A 16,255-nucleotide genomic window follows, 5' to 3' on the forward strand; every position below is an offset into this window, starting at 1 on the left:
GTGGCCGGTACGACCGACCTTGCCGCGGTGTGGACCGCGGCGACGGACGAACTCGCCGACGAGATCATCTCCGCGCAGCAACGTGCGTACCTGCGGCTGACCCGGCTGCGGGCGATCGTCGAGGACACCGCGCTGCTCTCCGTCCCGGACGCCTTCACCCGGGACGTGATCGAGTCCCGGCTCCGCCCGGCCATCACCGAGGCGCTCACCCGCCGGCTGGGCCGGCCGATCCAGGTCGCGGTCACCGTCCGGGTCGCCGAGGACACCGCCGGCCGACCCGCCGGCACCGTCTACCGCAGCGGCCCGGAGCCGGCGCAGCTCGGCCTCGACGTGCCCGCGGACGACTTCGCCCCGGAACCGCCCGCCTTCGCGGACCTGGCGCCGGGCTACCCGGAGCTGCCCGCCGAGGCGGAGCCGCCGGTCGCGCCGCCGGCATCCGACGGCCACCGCCCGGGCCGCATCCCGGCCAGCCGGGACGGCGGCCAGGACACCCTCTTCGGCGCCGCGTTCGCCGAGCCGCTGCGGGGGGCCGGTCCCGGCCCGGACCGGCGCGGCTTCGAGGAGCGCGCCCTTCCCGACGGGCCGGGCGTCGACGGCCGCGGCTTCGAGCCCGCGTACCGGGCCGAGGCCAGGCCGCCGCGCGACCAGCACGGTCCGCGCGGCCTGCCGCGCGACGGGGGTACGGACAGCGGCCCCGGCCGGTCCGCCGCCGACCCCCGGCACGGCGGGCGGGACGACCGCCGCCCCGGGGGCGCGGAGAGCGGCGGCAACCGGCTCAACCCGAAGTACATGTTCGAGACGTTCGTCATCGGCTCGTCGAACCGGTTCGCCCACGCGGCGAGCGTCGCGGTGGCCGAGTCGCCGGCGAAGGCGTACAACCCGCTGTTCATCTACGGCAGCTCCGGGTTGGGCAAGACCCACCTGCTGCACGCCATCGGGCACTACGCCACCACGTTGGGCAACGCCCGCTCGGTTCGGTACGTCTCGACCGAGGAGTTCACCAACGACTTCATCAACTCGCTGCGGGACGACAAGACCAGCGCGTTCCAGCGCCGCTACCGCGACGTCGACATCCTGCTGATCGACGACATCCAGTTCCTGGAGAACCGCGAGCGGACGCAGGAGGAGTTCTTCCACACCTTCAACACCCTGCACAACGCCAACAAGCAGATCGTGATCACCTCCGACCGCTCGCCGAAGCAGCTGGCGACGCTGGAGGACCGGTTGCGGACCCGGTTCGAGTGGGGCCTGCTCGCCGACATCCAGCCGCCGGACCTGGAGACCCGGATCGCGATCCTGCAGAAGAAGGCGGCCCAGGAGCGGCTGTACGCCCCGCCGGACGTGCTGGAGTTCATCGCCTCCCGGGTGTCGAACTCGATCCGGGAGCTGGAGGGCGCGCTGATCCGGGTCACCGCGTTCGCCAGCCTCACCCGGTCGACCGTCGAACTCTCCCTGGCCGAGGAGGTGCTGCGGGACTTCATCCCGGACGGCACCGGGCCGGAGATCACCGCCGACCAGATCATGGTCTCCACCGCGGACTACTTCGGGGTGAGCCTGGAGGATCTACGCGGCCAGTCCCGCTCCCGGGTGCTGGTCAACGCCCGGCAGGTGGCCATGTACCTGTGCCGGGAGCTGACCGAGCTGTCGCTGCCCCGGATCGGGCAGGCCTTCGGTGGCCGGGACCACACCACCGTGATGCACGCGGACCGGAAGATCCGTCAGCAGATGGCGGAGCGCCGCTCGCTCTACAACCAGATCGCCGAGCTGACCAACCGGATAAAGCAGAACACCTGAGCGACGGCTTCAGGTCGCGGCGCGGCGTCAGACGCGCCGAGCTGAAGTCGTCGTCGCGTACGCCACGCCGGCGCCCGCCGGTGAGGGAGCGCGGAGACGCGCCCGGCCGATCGGCCGGGCGCTTTTTCGTGCTTGTGGAGAGCCGACGGTTGACCCTGCACCGGGTCGAGGGCCCAGGATCGGTGTCGTGTTCATCCACAGCACGCCCCGGTTGTCCACACCCCCTGTTCCACAGGCGGTGGACAACCACGTAGCGTTCCGAGCCGGTTACCCACAGACTGTGGACAAACCATGGGGACGGAGCTGTGGACGCCTGGGGACGACGGTCCGGTTGTCCACCGACGACGGTCGACCTGTGGGCGGCCTGTTGAAGGTTCTGGGGACGACGGCTCCGGGGGCCCTCGCCGGTGTCCACAGCACTGGGGAGAAACCCGGTGGATTACCCGTGGACAACCGGTGGACAACCGTGGACAACCTGGGGGTCCGGCCGGCCTGTGGACCACGACACCGGTTTACCCCCCGGTTCTCCACAGCCAAACCACCGGTGGATAACCTGTCTGACCTGGGCGGACGCGGGTTCTCCACAGTTTGCACAGGTGCGATGAAGACGATGAGTTATCTCTTCTAAAAGAATCAAAAACCAATCATCACCGTTGGACTTCCTGTGGATCGGTTCGGACCCTGCCGTCGGCGGTCGCTCCGGCATCTGGATCAACGGGGTCGGGCGCACAGCCGATGCCCATGCGCCCTAAGGTGCGATGGGTACCCGCACGGTCGGGCGGGACGGTAGGCAGCGGTCGGCATGAGAGAGTTGTCGCTGACGTCGACGCGGAGGCATTGATGAAGTTCCGAGTAGAGCGCGACGCGCTCGCCGAAGCGGTGGCGTGGACCGCGAAGAGCCTGCCCAACCGGCCGTCCGTACCGGTGCTCGCCGGGGTGATGCTCCGGGTCACCGACGGCAACCTGCAGGTCTCCGGCTTCGACTACGAGGTCTCCAGCCAGGTGACCGTCGAGGTGCAGGGGGACGCCGACGGCGCCGCCCTGGTCTCCGGCCGGCTGCTCGCCGAGATCACCAAGGCGCTGCCGGCCAAGCCGGTGGACATCGCCGCGGTCGGTGCCCACCTGGAGCTGGTCTGCGGCAGCGCCCGGTTCACCCTGCCGACCATGCCGGTGGAGGACTACCCTGCCCTGCCCGAGATGCCCGAGAGCGCCGGCACCGTCGACGCGGCCGCCTTCGCCGCCGCCGTCGCCCAGGTGGCCGTGGCCGCCGGCCGGGACGAGACGCTGCCGATGATGACCGGCGTCCGGCTGGAGCTCTCCGGCGGCACGCTGGCGATGCTCGCCACCGACCGCTACCGCCTGGCGCTGCGCGAGATGGAGTGGAATCCGGACGACCCGGAGATCAGCATCAACGCGCTGGTGCCGGCACGCACCCTGCACGACACGGCCAAGGCCCTCGGCCCGCTCGGCGGCCAGGTCAACATGGCGCTCTCCCAGGGCGCGGCCGGCGAGGGCATGATCGGCTTCTCCGGCGGCACCCGGCGCACCACCAGCCGGCTGCTCGACGGGGCGAACTATCCGCCGGTGCGCTCGCTCTTCCCGGCCACCCACAACGCCGAGGCGCGGGTGCCGGTCAGCACGCTGATCGAGGTGGTCAAGCGGGTCGCCCTGGTGGCCGAGCGGACCACCCCGGTGCTGCTGAGCTTCTCCTCCGACGGCCTGGTGGTCGAGGCCGGCGGCACCGAGGAGGCGCGGGCCAGCGAGGCGATGGAGGCCACCTTCACCGGCGAGCCGCTGACCATCGGCTTCAACCCGCAGTACCTGATCGACGGTCTGGCCAACCTGGGCGCCCAGTTCGCGCAGCTCGCGTTCGTCGACGCCTTCAAGCCGGCGGTGATTTCCCCCGCCGGGGAGGATGGCGAGGTCATCCCGGGGTACCGGTACCTCATCATGCCGATCCGCGTGTCCCGCTGATCGCAGCCCCAGCAGACCCAGACGCACGGAGGTAGGAGCAGATGCAGCTCGGCCTGGTAGGACTCGGCCGGATGGGCGGCAACATGCGCGAACGGTTGCGCGCCGCCGGGCACGAGGTGGTCGGCTTCGACCACAACGCGGAGCTGAGCGACGTCCCGAGCCTGGCGGCGCTGGCCGAGAAGCTGGAGTCGCCGCGCGCGGTCTGGGTGATGGTCCCGGCCGGCGTCACCGACGCGACGATCGACGAGCTCGCCGGCGTGCTGGGCGAGGGCGACATCATCATCGACGGCGGCAACTCGCGCTTCAGCGACGACGGCCCCCGCGCCGAGCGCCTCGCCGAGCAGGGCATCGGCTACCTGGACGTCGGCGTCTCCGGCGGCGTCTGGGGCCGGCAGAACGGGTACGCCCTGATGGTCGGCGGCGCCCAGGAGCACGTCGAGCGGCTGATGCCGATCTTCGAGGGGCTCAAGCCGGAGGGCGAGTACGGCTTCGTGCACGCCGGCCCGGTCGGCGCCGGCCACTACGCCAAGATGGTGCACAACGGCATCGAGTACGGCCTGATGCACGCCTACGCCGAGGGCTACGAGCTGCTGGCCGCCTCGGAGCTGGTGACCAACGTGCCGGGCGTCTTCAAGTCCTGGCGCGAGGGGACCGTGGTCCGCTCCTGGCTGCTCGACCTGCTCGACCGGGCCCTCGACGAGGACCCGGAGCTGGCCGAGCTGAGCGGCTACACCGAGGACACCGGCGAGGGTCGCTGGACGGTCGACGAGGCGGTCCGGCTCGCCGTGCCGCTGAACGTCATCACCGCCTCGCTCTTCGCCCGGTTCGCCTCCCGCCAGGACGACTCGCCCGCGATGAAGGCGGTCGCCGCGCTGCGCCAGCAGTTCGGCGGGCACGCCGTCCGCAAGCACTGACCGGTATCCACAGCCTGTGTACGTCCGCCGGCTCGAACTGGTCGACTTCCGCTCGTACGAGCGGGTCGGCGTCGACCTGGAGCCGGGGCCGAACGTCCTGATCGGCGCCAACGGCGTCGGCAAGACCAACCTGGTCGAGGCGCTGGGCTACGTGGCGACCCTGGACTCGCACCGGGTCGCCACGGACGCCCCCCTGGTCCGGATGGGCGCCGCCTCGGCGGTGATCCGCTGCTCGGTGGTGCACGAGGGGCGGGAACTCCTGGTCGAGCTGGAGATCGTCCCGGGCAAGGCCAACCGGGCCCGGCTGGGCCGCTCACCCGCCCGGCGGGCCCGGGACGTGCTCGGCGCGCTGCGGCTGGTGCTCTTCGCCCCGGAGGATCTGGAACTCGTCCGGGGCGACCCGGCCGAGCGCCGCCGCTACCTGGATGACCTGCTGGTGCTCCGGCAGCCCCGGTACGCCGGGGTGCGCGCCGACTACGAGCGGGTGGTCAAGCAGCGCAACGCCCTGCTGCGCACCGCGTACCTGGCTCGCAAGACCGGTGGGTCGCGGGGCGGGGACCTGTCCACCCTGGCGGTCTGGGACACCCACCTGGCCCGGCACGGCGCCGAGCTGCTGGCCGGCCGGCTGGAACTGGTGGCCGCCCTGGCCCCGCACGTGACGAAGGCGTACGACGCGGTGGCGGCGGGTCGCGGCGCGGCGGGGATCGCGTACCGGCCGTCGCTGGACCTGGCCGAGCCGACCACCGACCGGGCGGTGCTGGCCGAGGCGCTGACCGCCGCGCTGGCCGAGGCCCGGTCGAACGAGATCGACCGCGGTACGACGCTGGTCGGCCCGCACCGTGACGAGCTCAGCCTCACCCTCGGCCCGCTGCCCGCCAAGGGGTACGCCAGCCACGGCGAGTCCTGGTCGTACGCGCTGGCCCTGCGGCTGGCCGGGTACGACCTGCTGCGCGCCGACGGCATCGAGCCGGTGCTGGTGCTGGACGACGTCTTCGCCGAGCTGGACGCGGGCCGCCGGGAGCGGCTGGCGGAGCTGGTCGGCGGGGCCGGTCAGCTCCTGGTGACCTGTGCGGTCGACGACGACGTGCCCGCGGCGCTGCGCGGCACCCGGTACGCGGTGGGCGAGGGGACGGTGCGACGTGTCGACTGAGCCGGAACACGCCGCCGAGGGCGGTGGGCCGACCCGCCGGACCGGCGGCCCGAGCCGCGCCGCCTCGGGCGGCCAGCGCGGTGCGCGTACCCCTCGGGGTGCTGGAACCGAAGCGGGCGGTGCGGCCGCCCACGCGGCCGGCGCCGGCGCGGACGCCGCGCCTGGTGGTCGGGGCGCCGGAACCGGCGGGCCGGCGCGACCGGCCGGTGCGACCGGCGGGCAGGGTGCCGGGAACGTCGACGGGGCGCGACCGGCCGGTGCCGGAGCGGGCGCCGCAGCCGGGGCGGGCGCCGCAGCCGGGGCGGGCGCAGCCGGCCCGGAGCTGGCGCGCGCGGTGCTGGACGCGGCGAAGGCCCGCCGGGCGGACGCGGCGAAGACCCGGCGGAAGAGCGCGGTCTCCGGCGACGGCGGCGAGCGGCGGCTGCGCGGCTACTCCGGGCCGGGCCCGGACCCGCGCGACCCGCAGCCGCTCGGCGTGGTGTTGGAACGGCTGATGAAGGCGCGCGGCTGGCAGCAGCCGGCCGCGGAGGCGACCGTCTTCGGCGCCTGGGAGAAGGTCGTCGGGTCGGAGATCGCCCAGCACAGCCGCCCGGTCAAGCTGGAGGACGGCGAGCTGACCGTGGAGGCGCGCTCGACGGCCTGGGCCACCCAGCTGCGGCTGCTCGCCGGCTCGCTGCTCAAGCGGATCGCCGGCGAGGTGGGCCACAACGTGGTGCGCAAGCTGCACATCCACGGCCCGGCGGCGCCGTCCTGGTCGAAGGGCCCGCGGCGGGTCCGGGGCCGCGGCCCGCGCGACACCTACGGCTGAGCCCGGGTCACCGCTCGGCGCGGCGAGCCTCGCGCTCGGCGCGCTTGCGTTCCCGCTGCTCGCGGCTCCACCGCTTACGGTTCTCCAGGTCCCGCTTCCACGCCTCGCGGGCCTGCGTGGAACCGCCCTGCACGGCACCCGGCACCCCCTCGGCCGGGCCGGCCAGGTACTTGAAGGCCCAGGCCCAGAGCCTGCCGCCCTCGCCGGGAGCCCGCTGCTGCCGCTTCTCCTCGCCCATCGCGCCCGACCTCTCCTCGGCGTTTGGTGCCCCAACGATTGGTACACCAATGATTGGTACGATAGCAACGACCACGAGGAGGCCGATCGGTGCGTGACCAGTTGGACGGGGATCCGCTGGCGCTGGAGCAGCAGGTGTGTTTCGCCCTCTCCGTCGCCGCGCGCGGGGTCGTCGCCGTCTACCGGCCACTGCTGGAGCCGATGGGGCTGACCCACCCGCAGTACCTGGTCATGCTCGCGCTGTGGCAGCACGCGCCGCTGTCGGTCCGGGAGCTGAGTCGCCTGCTCCAGCTCGATCCCGGCACGCTGTCACCCCTGCTCAAGCGCCTGGAGGCGGCGGGCTACCTGCGGCGCGAGCGGGACGCCGCGGACGAGCGGAGCCTCGCCGTCACGCTCACCGCCAGCGGTGAGGCCCTGCGCGCCCGCGCCGAGCAGATCCCGCCGACGATCGTGGAGCGGCTCGGAATGCCGATCGAGGAGCTGCGGCGCCTGCACACGATGCTGACCGAGGTGATCGGCGCGGCCAACCGCGCCGCGACCGGCACCCCCGCCGCGCCGGGCCCGACGACTTCCTGACGACGCCGCCGACCCGCCCGGTCAGGTCGACGGGGCGGGTCGAACCGGCGCGGAATCAGGCGTCGGCGTAGACGGCGAAGCCGCGGTCGGCGCAGCGGCGGTAGAAGGCGGCCAGCACGCCCAGCTCGGCGCAGGCGAAGTCCCACTGCGGCGGGTCGCCGTTCTCGTCGCGCAACGCGTCGAGTCGGGTGTCCAGCCAGCGCAGCTGCTGCTCGGCGAGCCGCCCGTCGGCCAGCAGCGAGCGGAGCACCTCGCTGACCGACTCGAAGGTGACCGTCTCGCCGAACGCCCGGTGCTGGGCGACGAACTTCTCCACGCCGCCGGCGATCCAGGAGCACCCGTCCGGGTCGATCACCGGGTCCTCGTCCTCGGCGGCGGCGTCAGTGGCGTACAGCACATTTTCCAGGCCGAGGATCAGGTCGACCAGTTCGGTGTAGGCGGTCGCCCGGACCGTCCCGGTCTTGGCGATGTGTTCGGCGAGCGCCGCAGTCGGTGCGGAGATCCGCGGGATGTCCACGATCTCCCCGAAGTCGACGAACTCGGCCGGCGCGACCGGATCGTAGAAGCGGCCGGTCCGCGGCCAATGCACCGCGACGTTGTCCAGCCCCATCTGGCGTCACCCCTTGTGAGCACGTGTCGGATCGATCGAGTCGATCGTCCCGGTTACGGATGGTAAAGATCAAGACGAGCACCGGTGGCGCCGCAAAGGTACGGTACGGCCGCTCTGCGCGCGACCCCCGACCGGCCGTCGGCCCGGCCCGATTCCGTGGCGGCCCCGCCCTCGATCCCCCCTTGGCGTGTAGGGGGAGTCGCGCCCAGCGCGATTCGGGCCGCTACGGAGGTCTCAGACGCCGCGCAGGGGGTGCCGAGTGGCGTCTCTGTCGTCCGCGCACAGTAGGATTGACAGCGAGACGAAGACCCGACGCGGAGCGACGGACACGGGGGCCAGGGGGCCCTTGGTCAACGTACCGCGGCGGGTCGAGCCGATCGCGATCCGCGGGCAACCGCGGCGACCGGCGTACGCGATCCGTGACCTGGAGTTACCGGGGGCGATCCGTGCGCCGACGTCGCGTCCTGTCCGCCGAACCCGCGCCTCCGCGCCCTGGCGCGGCCGGCGCGAGAAAGTGGCCGAGGGTGGCAGCGCAGGACAAGCAGGAGTACGGCGCCGAGTCGATCACCGTCCTCGAGGGGCTCGAGGCGGTGCGCAAGCGGCCCGGTATGTACATCGGGTCGACCGGCGAGCGCGGTCTGCACCACCTCGTGTGGGAGGTCGTGGACAACGCCGTGGACGAGGCGATGGCCGGCTACTGCGACACCATCGACGTGGTGCTGCTCGCCGACGGCGGGGTCCGGGTCACCGACAATGGCCGTGGTTTCCCGGTCGACCTCCACCCCAAGCTGAAGAAGCCGGGTGTCGAGGTCGCGCTGACCGTACTGCACGCGGGCGGCAAGTTCGACGGCAAGGCGTACGCGGTCTCCGGCGGTCTGCACGGCGTCGGCGTCTCGGTGGTGAACGCCCTCTCCACGAAGATGGCAGTGGAGATCCACAAGTCCGGCTTCGTCTGGCGGCAGCAGTACTCCAACTCCAAGCCGTCGCCGCTGGAGAAGGGGGAGACCACCGACCGCACCGGCTCGGCGGTCTCCTTCTGGCCCGACCCGGACGTCTTCGAGACCGTCGACTTCGACTTCCAGACCATCTACCGGCGCCTGCAGGAGATGGCCTTCCTCAACCGCGGCATCACCATCCACCTGCTCGACGAGCGGGTCCCGGAGGGCGAGGAAGGCAAGATCCGCGAGGTCACGTTCCGCTACGACGGCGGCATCGCCGACTTCGTCCGGCACCTCAACGCCTCCAAGAACCCGATGCACAAGACGGTGGTCGAGTTTGACGCCGAGGAGGAGGGCATGTCGGTCGAGATCGCCATGCAGTGGAACGAGTCGTACGGCGAGTCGGTCTACACCTTCGCCAACAACATCAACACGCACGAGGGCGGCACCCACGAGGAGGGCTTCCGGTCGGCGTTGACCAGCGTCGTCAACCGGTACGGCACGGACAAGAAGCTGCTCAAGGGCGACGAGAAGCTCTCCGGCGAGGACATCCGCGAGGGCCTCGCCGCGATCATCTCGGTCAAGCTGACCAACCCGCAGTTCGAGGGCCAGACGAAGACCAAGCTGGGCAACACCCCGGTGAAGAGCTTCGTGCAGCGGGTCTGCAACGACCGACTGGTCGACTGGTTCGACCGGAACCCGGCTGAGGCCAAGACCATCATCCAGAAGGCCTCCCAGGCGGCCCGGGCCCGGATCGCCGCGCAGCAGGCGCGCAAGCTGGCCCGGCGCAAGTCGCTGCTGGAGTCCGGCTCGATGCCGGGCAAGCTGGCCGACTGCCAGTCCACCGACCCGCGCGAGTCGGAGGTCTTCATCGTCGAGGGCGACTCCGCCGGCGGCTCGGCCAAGCAGGGGCGCGACCCGCGGACCCAGGCGATCCTGCCGATCCGCGGCAAGATCCTCAACGTGGAGAAGGCCCGGATCGACCGGGTGCTGAAGAACAACGAGGTCCAGGCGCTGATCACCGCGCTGGGCACCGGCATCCACGACGACTTCGACATCGAGAAGCTGCGGTACCACAAGATCGTGCTGATGGCCGACGCCGACGTCGACGGCCAGCACATCCAGACGCTGCTGCTCACCCTGCTCTTCCGCTTCATGCGGCCGCTGGTCGAGCTGGGCCACGTCTACCTGGCCGCCCCGCCGCTCTACAAGATCAAGTGGAACAAGAAGGGCGACGACGCCCAGTACGCGTACTCGGACCGGGAGCGGGACGGGCTGATCGCGCTGCGCCAGCAGAAGAAGGCCAACGCCCGGCCGGACGACATCCAGCGGTTCAAGGGTCTCGGCGAGATGAACTACCCCGAGCTGTGGGAGACCACGATGAACCCGGCCACCCGCACCCTGCGCCAGGTCACGCTCGACGACGCCGCAACCGCCGACGAGCTGTTCAGCGTGCTGATGGGTGAGGACGTCGAGGCGCGCCGCTCGTTCATCCAGCGCAACGCCAAGGACGTGCGGTTCCTCGACATCTGACGGCGCCGGGTGGGTCGGCCGGGAAACCCCTGGTCGACCCGCCGGTCCACAGAGTTATCCACAGCTTGGCCGGTTTCCACAGCCGTTATCCACAGCACGAAAACGACTCTGAGTCTGATAAGGGTTAACAGTGACCGATACTCCCGAGTCCACCCCGAACGAGCCGGAGATCCCGGAGACAACCGCGGCCGTCGTGGCGCACGACCGGATCGAGCCGGTCGGCCTCGAGGTCGAGATGCAGCGCTCGTACCTCGACTACGCGATGAGCGTCATCGTCGGGCGGGCCCTGCCGGACGTCCGGGACGGGCTCAAGCCGGTCCACCGCAAGATCCTCTACGCCATGTTCGACTCCGGCTACCGGCCGGACCGCGGCTACGTGAAGTGCTCCCGCGTCGTCGGTGACGTGATGGGTCAGTTCCACCCGCACGGCGACTCGGCGATCTACGACGCGCTGGTCCGGATGGCGCAGCCCTGGTCGCTGCGGTACCCGCTGGTGGACGGCAACGGCAACTTCGGCTCCCCGGGCAACGACCCGGCAGCCGCCATGCGGTACACCGAGTGCAAGCTCGACCCGCTGGCCATGGAGATGCTGCGGGACATCGACGAGGACACCGTCGACCTCCAGGACAACTACGACGGCCGGGCCAAGGAGCCCACCATCCTGCCGTCGCGGATCCCCAACCTGCTGGTCAACGGCTCCGAGGGCATCGCGGTCGGCATGGCCACCAAGATCCCGCCGCACAACCTGCGCGAGATCGGCGCGGCGGTGCAGTGGTGCCTGGAGCACCCGGAGGCGGACGAGGCGACCACCCTCGAAGCGCTGCTGGAGATCGTCAAGGGCCCCGACTTCCCCACCTACGGCCTGATCGTCGGCCAGGCCGCGATCCAGGACGCGTACCGGACCGGGCGCGGCTCGATCCGGATGCGCGCCGTGGTGGAGGTCGAGGAGGACAAGCGCGGCCGCCCCTGCCTGGTGGTCAGCGAGCTGCCTTACCAGGTCAACCCGGACAACCTGGCCGAGCGGATCGCCGAGCTGATCAAGGAGGGCAAGCTCGCCGGCATCGCCGACATCCGCGACGAGTCCTCCGGGCGTACCGGCATGCGGATCGTTCTCGTGCTCAAGCGCGACGCGGTCGCCAAGGTGGTGCTGAACAACCTCTACAAGCACACCCAGCTCCAGGAGACCTTCGGCGCCAACATGCTGGCGCTGGTCGACGGGGTGCCGCGCACGCTCAACCTGGCCCAGTTCCTGCGCTACTACGTCGAGCACCAGATTGACGTGATTCGCCGGCGGACCGCGTTCCGGCTTCGCAAGGCCGAGGAGCGGGCGCACATCCTGCGCGGTCTGGCCAAGGCGCTGGACGCCCTCGACGAGGTGATCGCCCTGATCCGGCGCTCGCCCACGGTGGACGACGCCCGGCAGGGCCTGATCCGGCTGCTGGAGATCGACGAGATCCAGGCGACCGCGATCCTGGACATGCAGCTGCGCCGGCTGGCCGCCCTGGAGCGGCAGCGGATCATCGACGACCTCACCAAGCTCGAGATCGAGATCGCCGACCTCAAGGACATCCTCGCCAAGCCGGAGCGGCAGCGCAGGATCGTCTCGGAGGAGCTCGGCGAGATTGTCGCGAAGTGGGGCGACGAGCGGCGTACGAAGATCGTGCCGTTCGAGGGCGAGGTCTCCATGGAGGACCTGATCGCCCGTGAGGACGTGGTGGTCACGATCACCCGCACCGGGTACGCCAAGCGGACCAAGGTCGACCTCTACCGCTCCCAGCGGCGCGGCGGCAAGGGCGTCAGCGGCGCCACCCTGCGGCAGGACGACATCGTCAGCCACTTTTTCGTATGCTCCACCCACGACTGGATCCTGTTCTTCACGAACAAGGGCCGCGTCTACCGGGCCAAGGCGTACGAGCTGCCGGAAGCCAGTAGGGTGGCCAAGGGCCAGCACGTGGCCAACCTGCTCGCCTTCCAACCGGACGAGCAGATCGCGCAGATCATCGAAATTCCGAACTACCAGGTGGCTCCCTACCTGGTACTGGCCACGAAGAACGGCCTGGTGAAGAAGACGCGGCTCGAGGAGTTCGACTCCCCCCGTTCCGGCGGCATCATCGCGATCAACCTGCGCGATGAGGACGAGCTGGTCGGTGCTGCCCTCGTCGCGCCCTCCGACGACCTGCTGATGGTCTCGAAGAAGGCGCAGGCGATCCGGTTCAACGCCTCCGACGAGGCGCTGCGGCCGATGGGGCGGGCGACCACGGGCGTGATCGGCATGCGCTTCACCGACGACGACGTGCTCCTGGCCATGGAGGTGGTTCGGGAGGGGCTGGACGTTCTGGTGGCCACGAACGGGGGATACGCGAAACGTACCCCGATCGAGGAATACCCGGTCCAGGGCCGGGGAGGTAAGGGCGTGCTGACTGCCAAGATCACCGAGCGACGCGGTGGCCTGGTCGGCGCGGTCGTGATCGACCCGGAGGACGAGCTGTTCGCGATCACGAGCAACGGCGGCGTCATCCGGACTCCGGTGAAGCCTGTACGCCGTACGCGTGACCGGAACACAATGGGGGTCAAGCTGATGGACCTCCCGGACGGCGTGACTATCGTGGCGATTGCTCGCAATGCCGACGAGCCTGACGAACAGGACTAGTTGAATGACGGAGACACAGGCGAAGTCGGGGAACAAGGGGACCTCGGCCACCCCGGTCGACGAAGAGGCCGCCCAGAGCGGCACATCGGCGGCCGGCCGCGCCGCCGTGGGCCGGGCGACCGTCCCCGCCGACGCGCCTGCCCCGAAGTTCACCCGGGCCCCCGGCATGGCACCGCCGCCGGACAAGCCCGGGGAGGACTCGGGGGCGAGCGAGAAGGCTGAGACACCGGGCGACGCGCCGACCTCCGCGTCCGCCCCGGTCAGCGCCCCGGTCGCGCCGGCTACCACCACGCAGCCGATCAAGGCGGGCACCGCCACGTCCCCGTCCAGCACCGGCACCCAGCCGAAGGTTGGCGGCCCGACCAGGCCGGCTCCCGACGGCGGCCGTCCGGCCGGCACCGCCCGCCCCGCCAACGGCGGCGGCCTGCCGCCGGGCATCAGCGGAGCGGCGGCCGTCGGGGCTGCGCGCGTGGGTGACGCGGTACGCGCCGCGCGTTCCTCGGTCAGCTCGGCCGCGTCCCGCGGGCCGCGCCGGGCCCGGCTGAACCTCAAGCGGATCGACCCGTGGTCCGTGATGAAGTTCGCCTTCGCCGTCTCGGTGGTGCTCTTCATCGTGGTGGTCGTCGCCACCTCGGTGCTCTACCTGGCCCTGGACGCGATGGGTGTCTTCCAGAGCGTCAACGACAGCCTCACCGACCTGGTCAACGCCGGCGGGCAGAGCTCCGGCGGGTTCCAGATCACCGCCAAGGGCGTGATCCTCAGCTCGGCGCTGATCGGCCTGGTCAACGTCGTCCTGTTCACGGCGCTCGCCACCCTCGGCGCGTTCGTCTACAACGTCTGCGCCGACCTGGTCGGCGGGATCGAGCTGACGCTCGCCGAGCGCGACTGACACCCGACGACGCCGGGGCACCGCCAACCGCGGTCGCCCCGGCGTCGCCGTGTCCGGCCCCCTTCACCGACCTCGCCCGCCCGGCCGCCCGTCGTCAGGGCTCGCCGCAAACGGAGTTGATCTCGGCGCGCGGGGCCGCCCGGGAAAGCTGTCGCCCCTTCGTTGCCGGTACGGGTACGGTCGAGTGGGACGGGCGCCACGACCACCCCGATTTGGGGCCGGACGTGGCGATGGGTTAACCTTGCTCGTCGCCACGCGGGGCTATAGCTCAGTCGGTTAGAGCGCAGAGCTGATAACTCTGAGGTCGCTGGTTCGATTCCAGCTAGCCCCACCGCACACCGTTCCGACGGCTAGTCGAGCGCGAGGGGTCGCCCCATGTTCAAGAAGCTTCTTTTCCTGGTCGGCGTCGTCGGCGTGGCCGCCCTGGTCGCCAAGAAGGTCAAGGCTTCCAACGACGAGCGCGCCCTCTGGCACGAGGCCACCACCGCGCCCGACCTGCGCTGATCCCGCTGGCACCGACCAGCACCAGGCGGCTCCGACCGCCCTTGGGGCCCTAGCTCAACTGGCAGAGCACTGCCTTTGCAAGGCAGGGGTTAGGGGTTCGAGTCCCCTGGGCTCCACCAGCACTTTCCCCGGTTGACCTCGGTCCCGGGTACAGCCATTCGTACAGCCAAGCGGTCACGCCGAACCGGACGACGTGCACGGGTTCGGCGTCGGGGTCGGCGTCGACCAGGTCCAGGGCGTCATCCCACGACGGCAGCAGCCGGCCCGACTCGGGGTCGGTGTAGCCGGCGGCGTCGGCGTCCCACTGCGGCGCCCTGCGCTCCTCGCGGCCCTCGGGATCGTCGGCCCGGCGGTCGGGATCCTGGAGGGCCAGCTGCGCACCGCCGACACCGGTCACCCGTCGAGGGTCACCGGATGGCCCGGCGTCGTCGGGTCAGGAGCAGCAGCACGCCGCCACCCACCAGCATGGCGAGGCCGGCCCCGGCGGTCAGCCCGGCCTGGGACCCGGTGATCGGCAAGCTGCCGCCACCACCAGCGCCACCACCGTCACCGGGGCTGCCGCCACTACCTCCGCCGCTGCTGTTCGCGGCCACCACGACCGCGAACCCGTCCTGGTTGTCGCTGTCGTCAACGTCGACCGCCCGAACGGCGACGGCGTTCGTGGGAAGGTCGCTCCGCGCCGGGCCGGAAAGGTCCGACCGCGGGTCGCTCAGGCCCTCGACCAGGACGGTCCCGTTCCGCAACGTGACCGGCGCCTTCGTGGCGGCCGACACCGTCACCAGGTGGTACAGCTCGACGGCGGAGTGGAGCTGGTCGTTCGGGTCGGTGTCCTGGTCGACAGGAACGAGGGCCAGCCGGTCGTAGGTGCAGACCGCCGCACGCCCGGCGTCACTGAGGACGCATTCATCCGGCGGCCTGGTGAACGTCGCGCCCGTGGGCACGCGCAGTTCGACCTTGACACCATCGACCGGCTTCCGCCCCTGGTTGGCGATTGTGTAGCGCACCGCGCCCGTCTCGCCCGGATTCAACGTGCCGGTGGATGCGAGGCTGCCGTCGGCAGCGATCCGCACCGACTGCGTCACGTCCGGCGCGACCACCGAAAGGTCGGCTTCGGGGTGATCCACCACCTGGATCGGGAACCACTTCGTATTGTCGGCCGGATTCGCGTCGACCGGCTTGACCTCGACCGTCACCTTGATCCGGCCCGCGAGGGGCTCTCCGGTCTGGACGGTGGCGAGGATGGGAAGCTCCACCGTCTCGCCCGGCCCCGGAAGCTGATCCGGCAGCAGGTCGCAGTACCAGCCGGAGACATCGCCGTCGCAGTCACGCGGCCCGCCGGTCGGCCAGAGCATGATCCTGAAATCGAACCTATCCAGCTCCGACGCGTCGACCCGGACGACGACCCGGGTCGGGGTCGCGTCGCCCCGGTTGCTGATCTTCAGGTGAAGCGTCTTCTTCGTGACCTCCAGCGGAATCGTCGCGCCGGCCAGGTCGACAGTGAGGTCCGCCCCCGCCGGCGCCGCCGAGGCGGACGCGGCGGGCACGCCGACCCCTCCGAGAAGAAGCAGCACGGTGGCCACCGTTCGGGGCAGCCACGGAAGTCCGAACCTCATGACGGAGCCCTCCGGATGAACGGGCGGTGCGATCCGTGGACACTATCGGCACCCGACCGGGTTCG

At 71.1% G+C, this 16,255-nt stretch carries 12 protein-coding genes, 2 tRNA genes and 1 pseudogene; 12 read left to right on the forward strand and 3 right to left on the reverse strand.

All coding sequences use genetic code 11. The features are described 5' to 3' along the window. From dnaA to ACTWM8_RS00025, 5 genes and pseudogenes are all read left to right on the forward strand, one after another. A complete protein-coding gene (gene dnaA / locus ACTWM8_RS00005; RefSeq protein ID WP_446211982.1) occupies positions 1-1,794 on the forward strand; it encodes a chromosomal replication initiator protein DnaA in 1,794 nt (597 codons plus the stop codon). A gap of 840 nt (positions 1,795-2,634) precedes the next feature. Next, positions 2,635-3,768 (forward strand): DNA polymerase III subunit beta, encoded by a 1,134-nt coding sequence (gene dnaN / locus ACTWM8_RS00010; protein ID WP_088959665.1) that lies wholly within the window; start codon positions 2,635-2,637, stop codon positions 3,766-3,768. Between the two features lie 41 nt (positions 3,769-3,809). Then, positions 3,810-4,682, forward strand: a complete 873-nt coding sequence (gene gnd, locus ACTWM8_RS00015) for a phosphogluconate dehydrogenase (NAD(+)-dependent, decarboxylating) (protein ID WP_446211983.1) — start codon at positions 3,810-3,812, stop codon at positions 4,680-4,682. A 16-nt stretch (positions 4,683-4,698) separates the two neighbouring features. Continuing rightward, positions 4,699-5,832, forward strand: coding sequence for a DNA replication/repair protein RecF (gene recF / locus ACTWM8_RS00020; RefSeq protein ID WP_446211984.1), 1,134 nt, complete (start codon positions 4,699-4,701; stop codon positions 5,830-5,832). Positions 5,833-6,094: 262 nt separating this feature from the next. Beyond that, positions 6,095-6,640, forward strand: a pseudogene (locus tag ACTWM8_RS00025) (DUF721 domain-containing protein); the annotation flags it as partial. A 7-nt stretch (positions 6,641-6,647) separates the two neighbouring features. Here ACTWM8_RS00025 and ACTWM8_RS00030 read toward each other — a convergent pair. Beyond that, positions 6,648-6,878: a hypothetical protein gene (locus tag ACTWM8_RS00030; protein WP_446211985.1), complete on the reverse strand. Its 231-nt coding sequence runs from the start codon at positions 6,876-6,878 to the stop codon at positions 6,648-6,650. An 89-nt stretch (positions 6,879-6,967) separates the two neighbouring features. Between ACTWM8_RS00030 and ACTWM8_RS00035 the strand changes: the two genes are divergently transcribed. Beyond that, positions 6,968-7,453 carry a MarR family winged helix-turn-helix transcriptional regulator gene (locus ACTWM8_RS00035; RefSeq protein WP_446211986.1) on the forward strand — a complete coding sequence of 162 codons (486 nt, stop codon included), beginning with the start codon at positions 6,968-6,970 and terminating at the stop codon, positions 7,451-7,453. 55 nt (positions 7,454-7,508) lie between these two features. On the opposite strand, the gene ACTWM8_RS00040 is transcribed toward ACTWM8_RS00035, so the two are convergent. After that, positions 7,509-8,063 (reverse strand): hypothetical protein, encoded by a 555-nt coding sequence (locus tag ACTWM8_RS00040; protein WP_446211987.1) that lies wholly within the window; start codon positions 8,061-8,063, stop codon positions 7,509-7,511. A 524-nt stretch (positions 8,064-8,587) separates the two neighbouring features. Here ACTWM8_RS00040 and gyrB point away from each other — a divergent pair. From gyrB to ACTWM8_RS00070, 6 genes are all read left to right on the forward strand, one after another. Then, positions 8,588-10,534, forward strand: coding sequence for a DNA topoisomerase (ATP-hydrolyzing) subunit B (gene gyrB, locus ACTWM8_RS00045; RefSeq protein ID WP_446211988.1), 1,947 nt, complete (start codon positions 8,588-8,590; stop codon positions 10,532-10,534). Positions 10,535-10,664: 130 nt separating this feature from the next. After that, a complete protein-coding gene (gene gyrA, locus ACTWM8_RS00050; protein ID WP_377611260.1) occupies positions 10,665-13,184 on the forward strand; it encodes a DNA gyrase subunit A in 2,520 nt (839 codons plus the stop codon). A 4-nt stretch (positions 13,185-13,188) separates the two neighbouring features. Continuing rightward, positions 13,189-14,073, forward strand: coding sequence for a DUF3566 domain-containing protein (locus tag ACTWM8_RS00055; RefSeq protein ID WP_446211989.1), 885 nt, complete (start codon positions 13,189-13,191; stop codon positions 14,071-14,073). Between the two features lie 257 nt (positions 14,074-14,330). Further along, positions 14,331-14,404, forward strand: a tRNA-Ile gene (locus ACTWM8_RS00060). Positions 14,405-14,448: 44 nt separating this feature from the next. Beyond that, positions 14,449-14,577 (forward strand): DLW-39 family protein, encoded by a 129-nt coding sequence (locus tag ACTWM8_RS00065; protein ID WP_210774060.1) that lies wholly within the window; start codon positions 14,449-14,451, stop codon positions 14,575-14,577. Between the two features lie 43 nt (positions 14,578-14,620). Beyond that, a tRNA-Ala gene (locus ACTWM8_RS00070) sits at positions 14,621-14,696 on the forward strand. A gap of 288 nt (positions 14,697-14,984) precedes the next feature. On the opposite strand, the gene ACTWM8_RS00075 is transcribed toward ACTWM8_RS00070, so the two are convergent. Further along, positions 14,985-16,148: an LPXTG cell wall anchor domain-containing protein gene (locus ACTWM8_RS00075; protein WP_446211990.1), complete on the reverse strand. Its 1,164-nt coding sequence runs from the start codon at positions 16,146-16,148 to the stop codon at positions 14,985-14,987. Positions 16,149-16,255: the final 107 nt, after the last annotated feature.

The organism is Micromonospora sp. IBSANI012, from assembly GCF_052814045.1.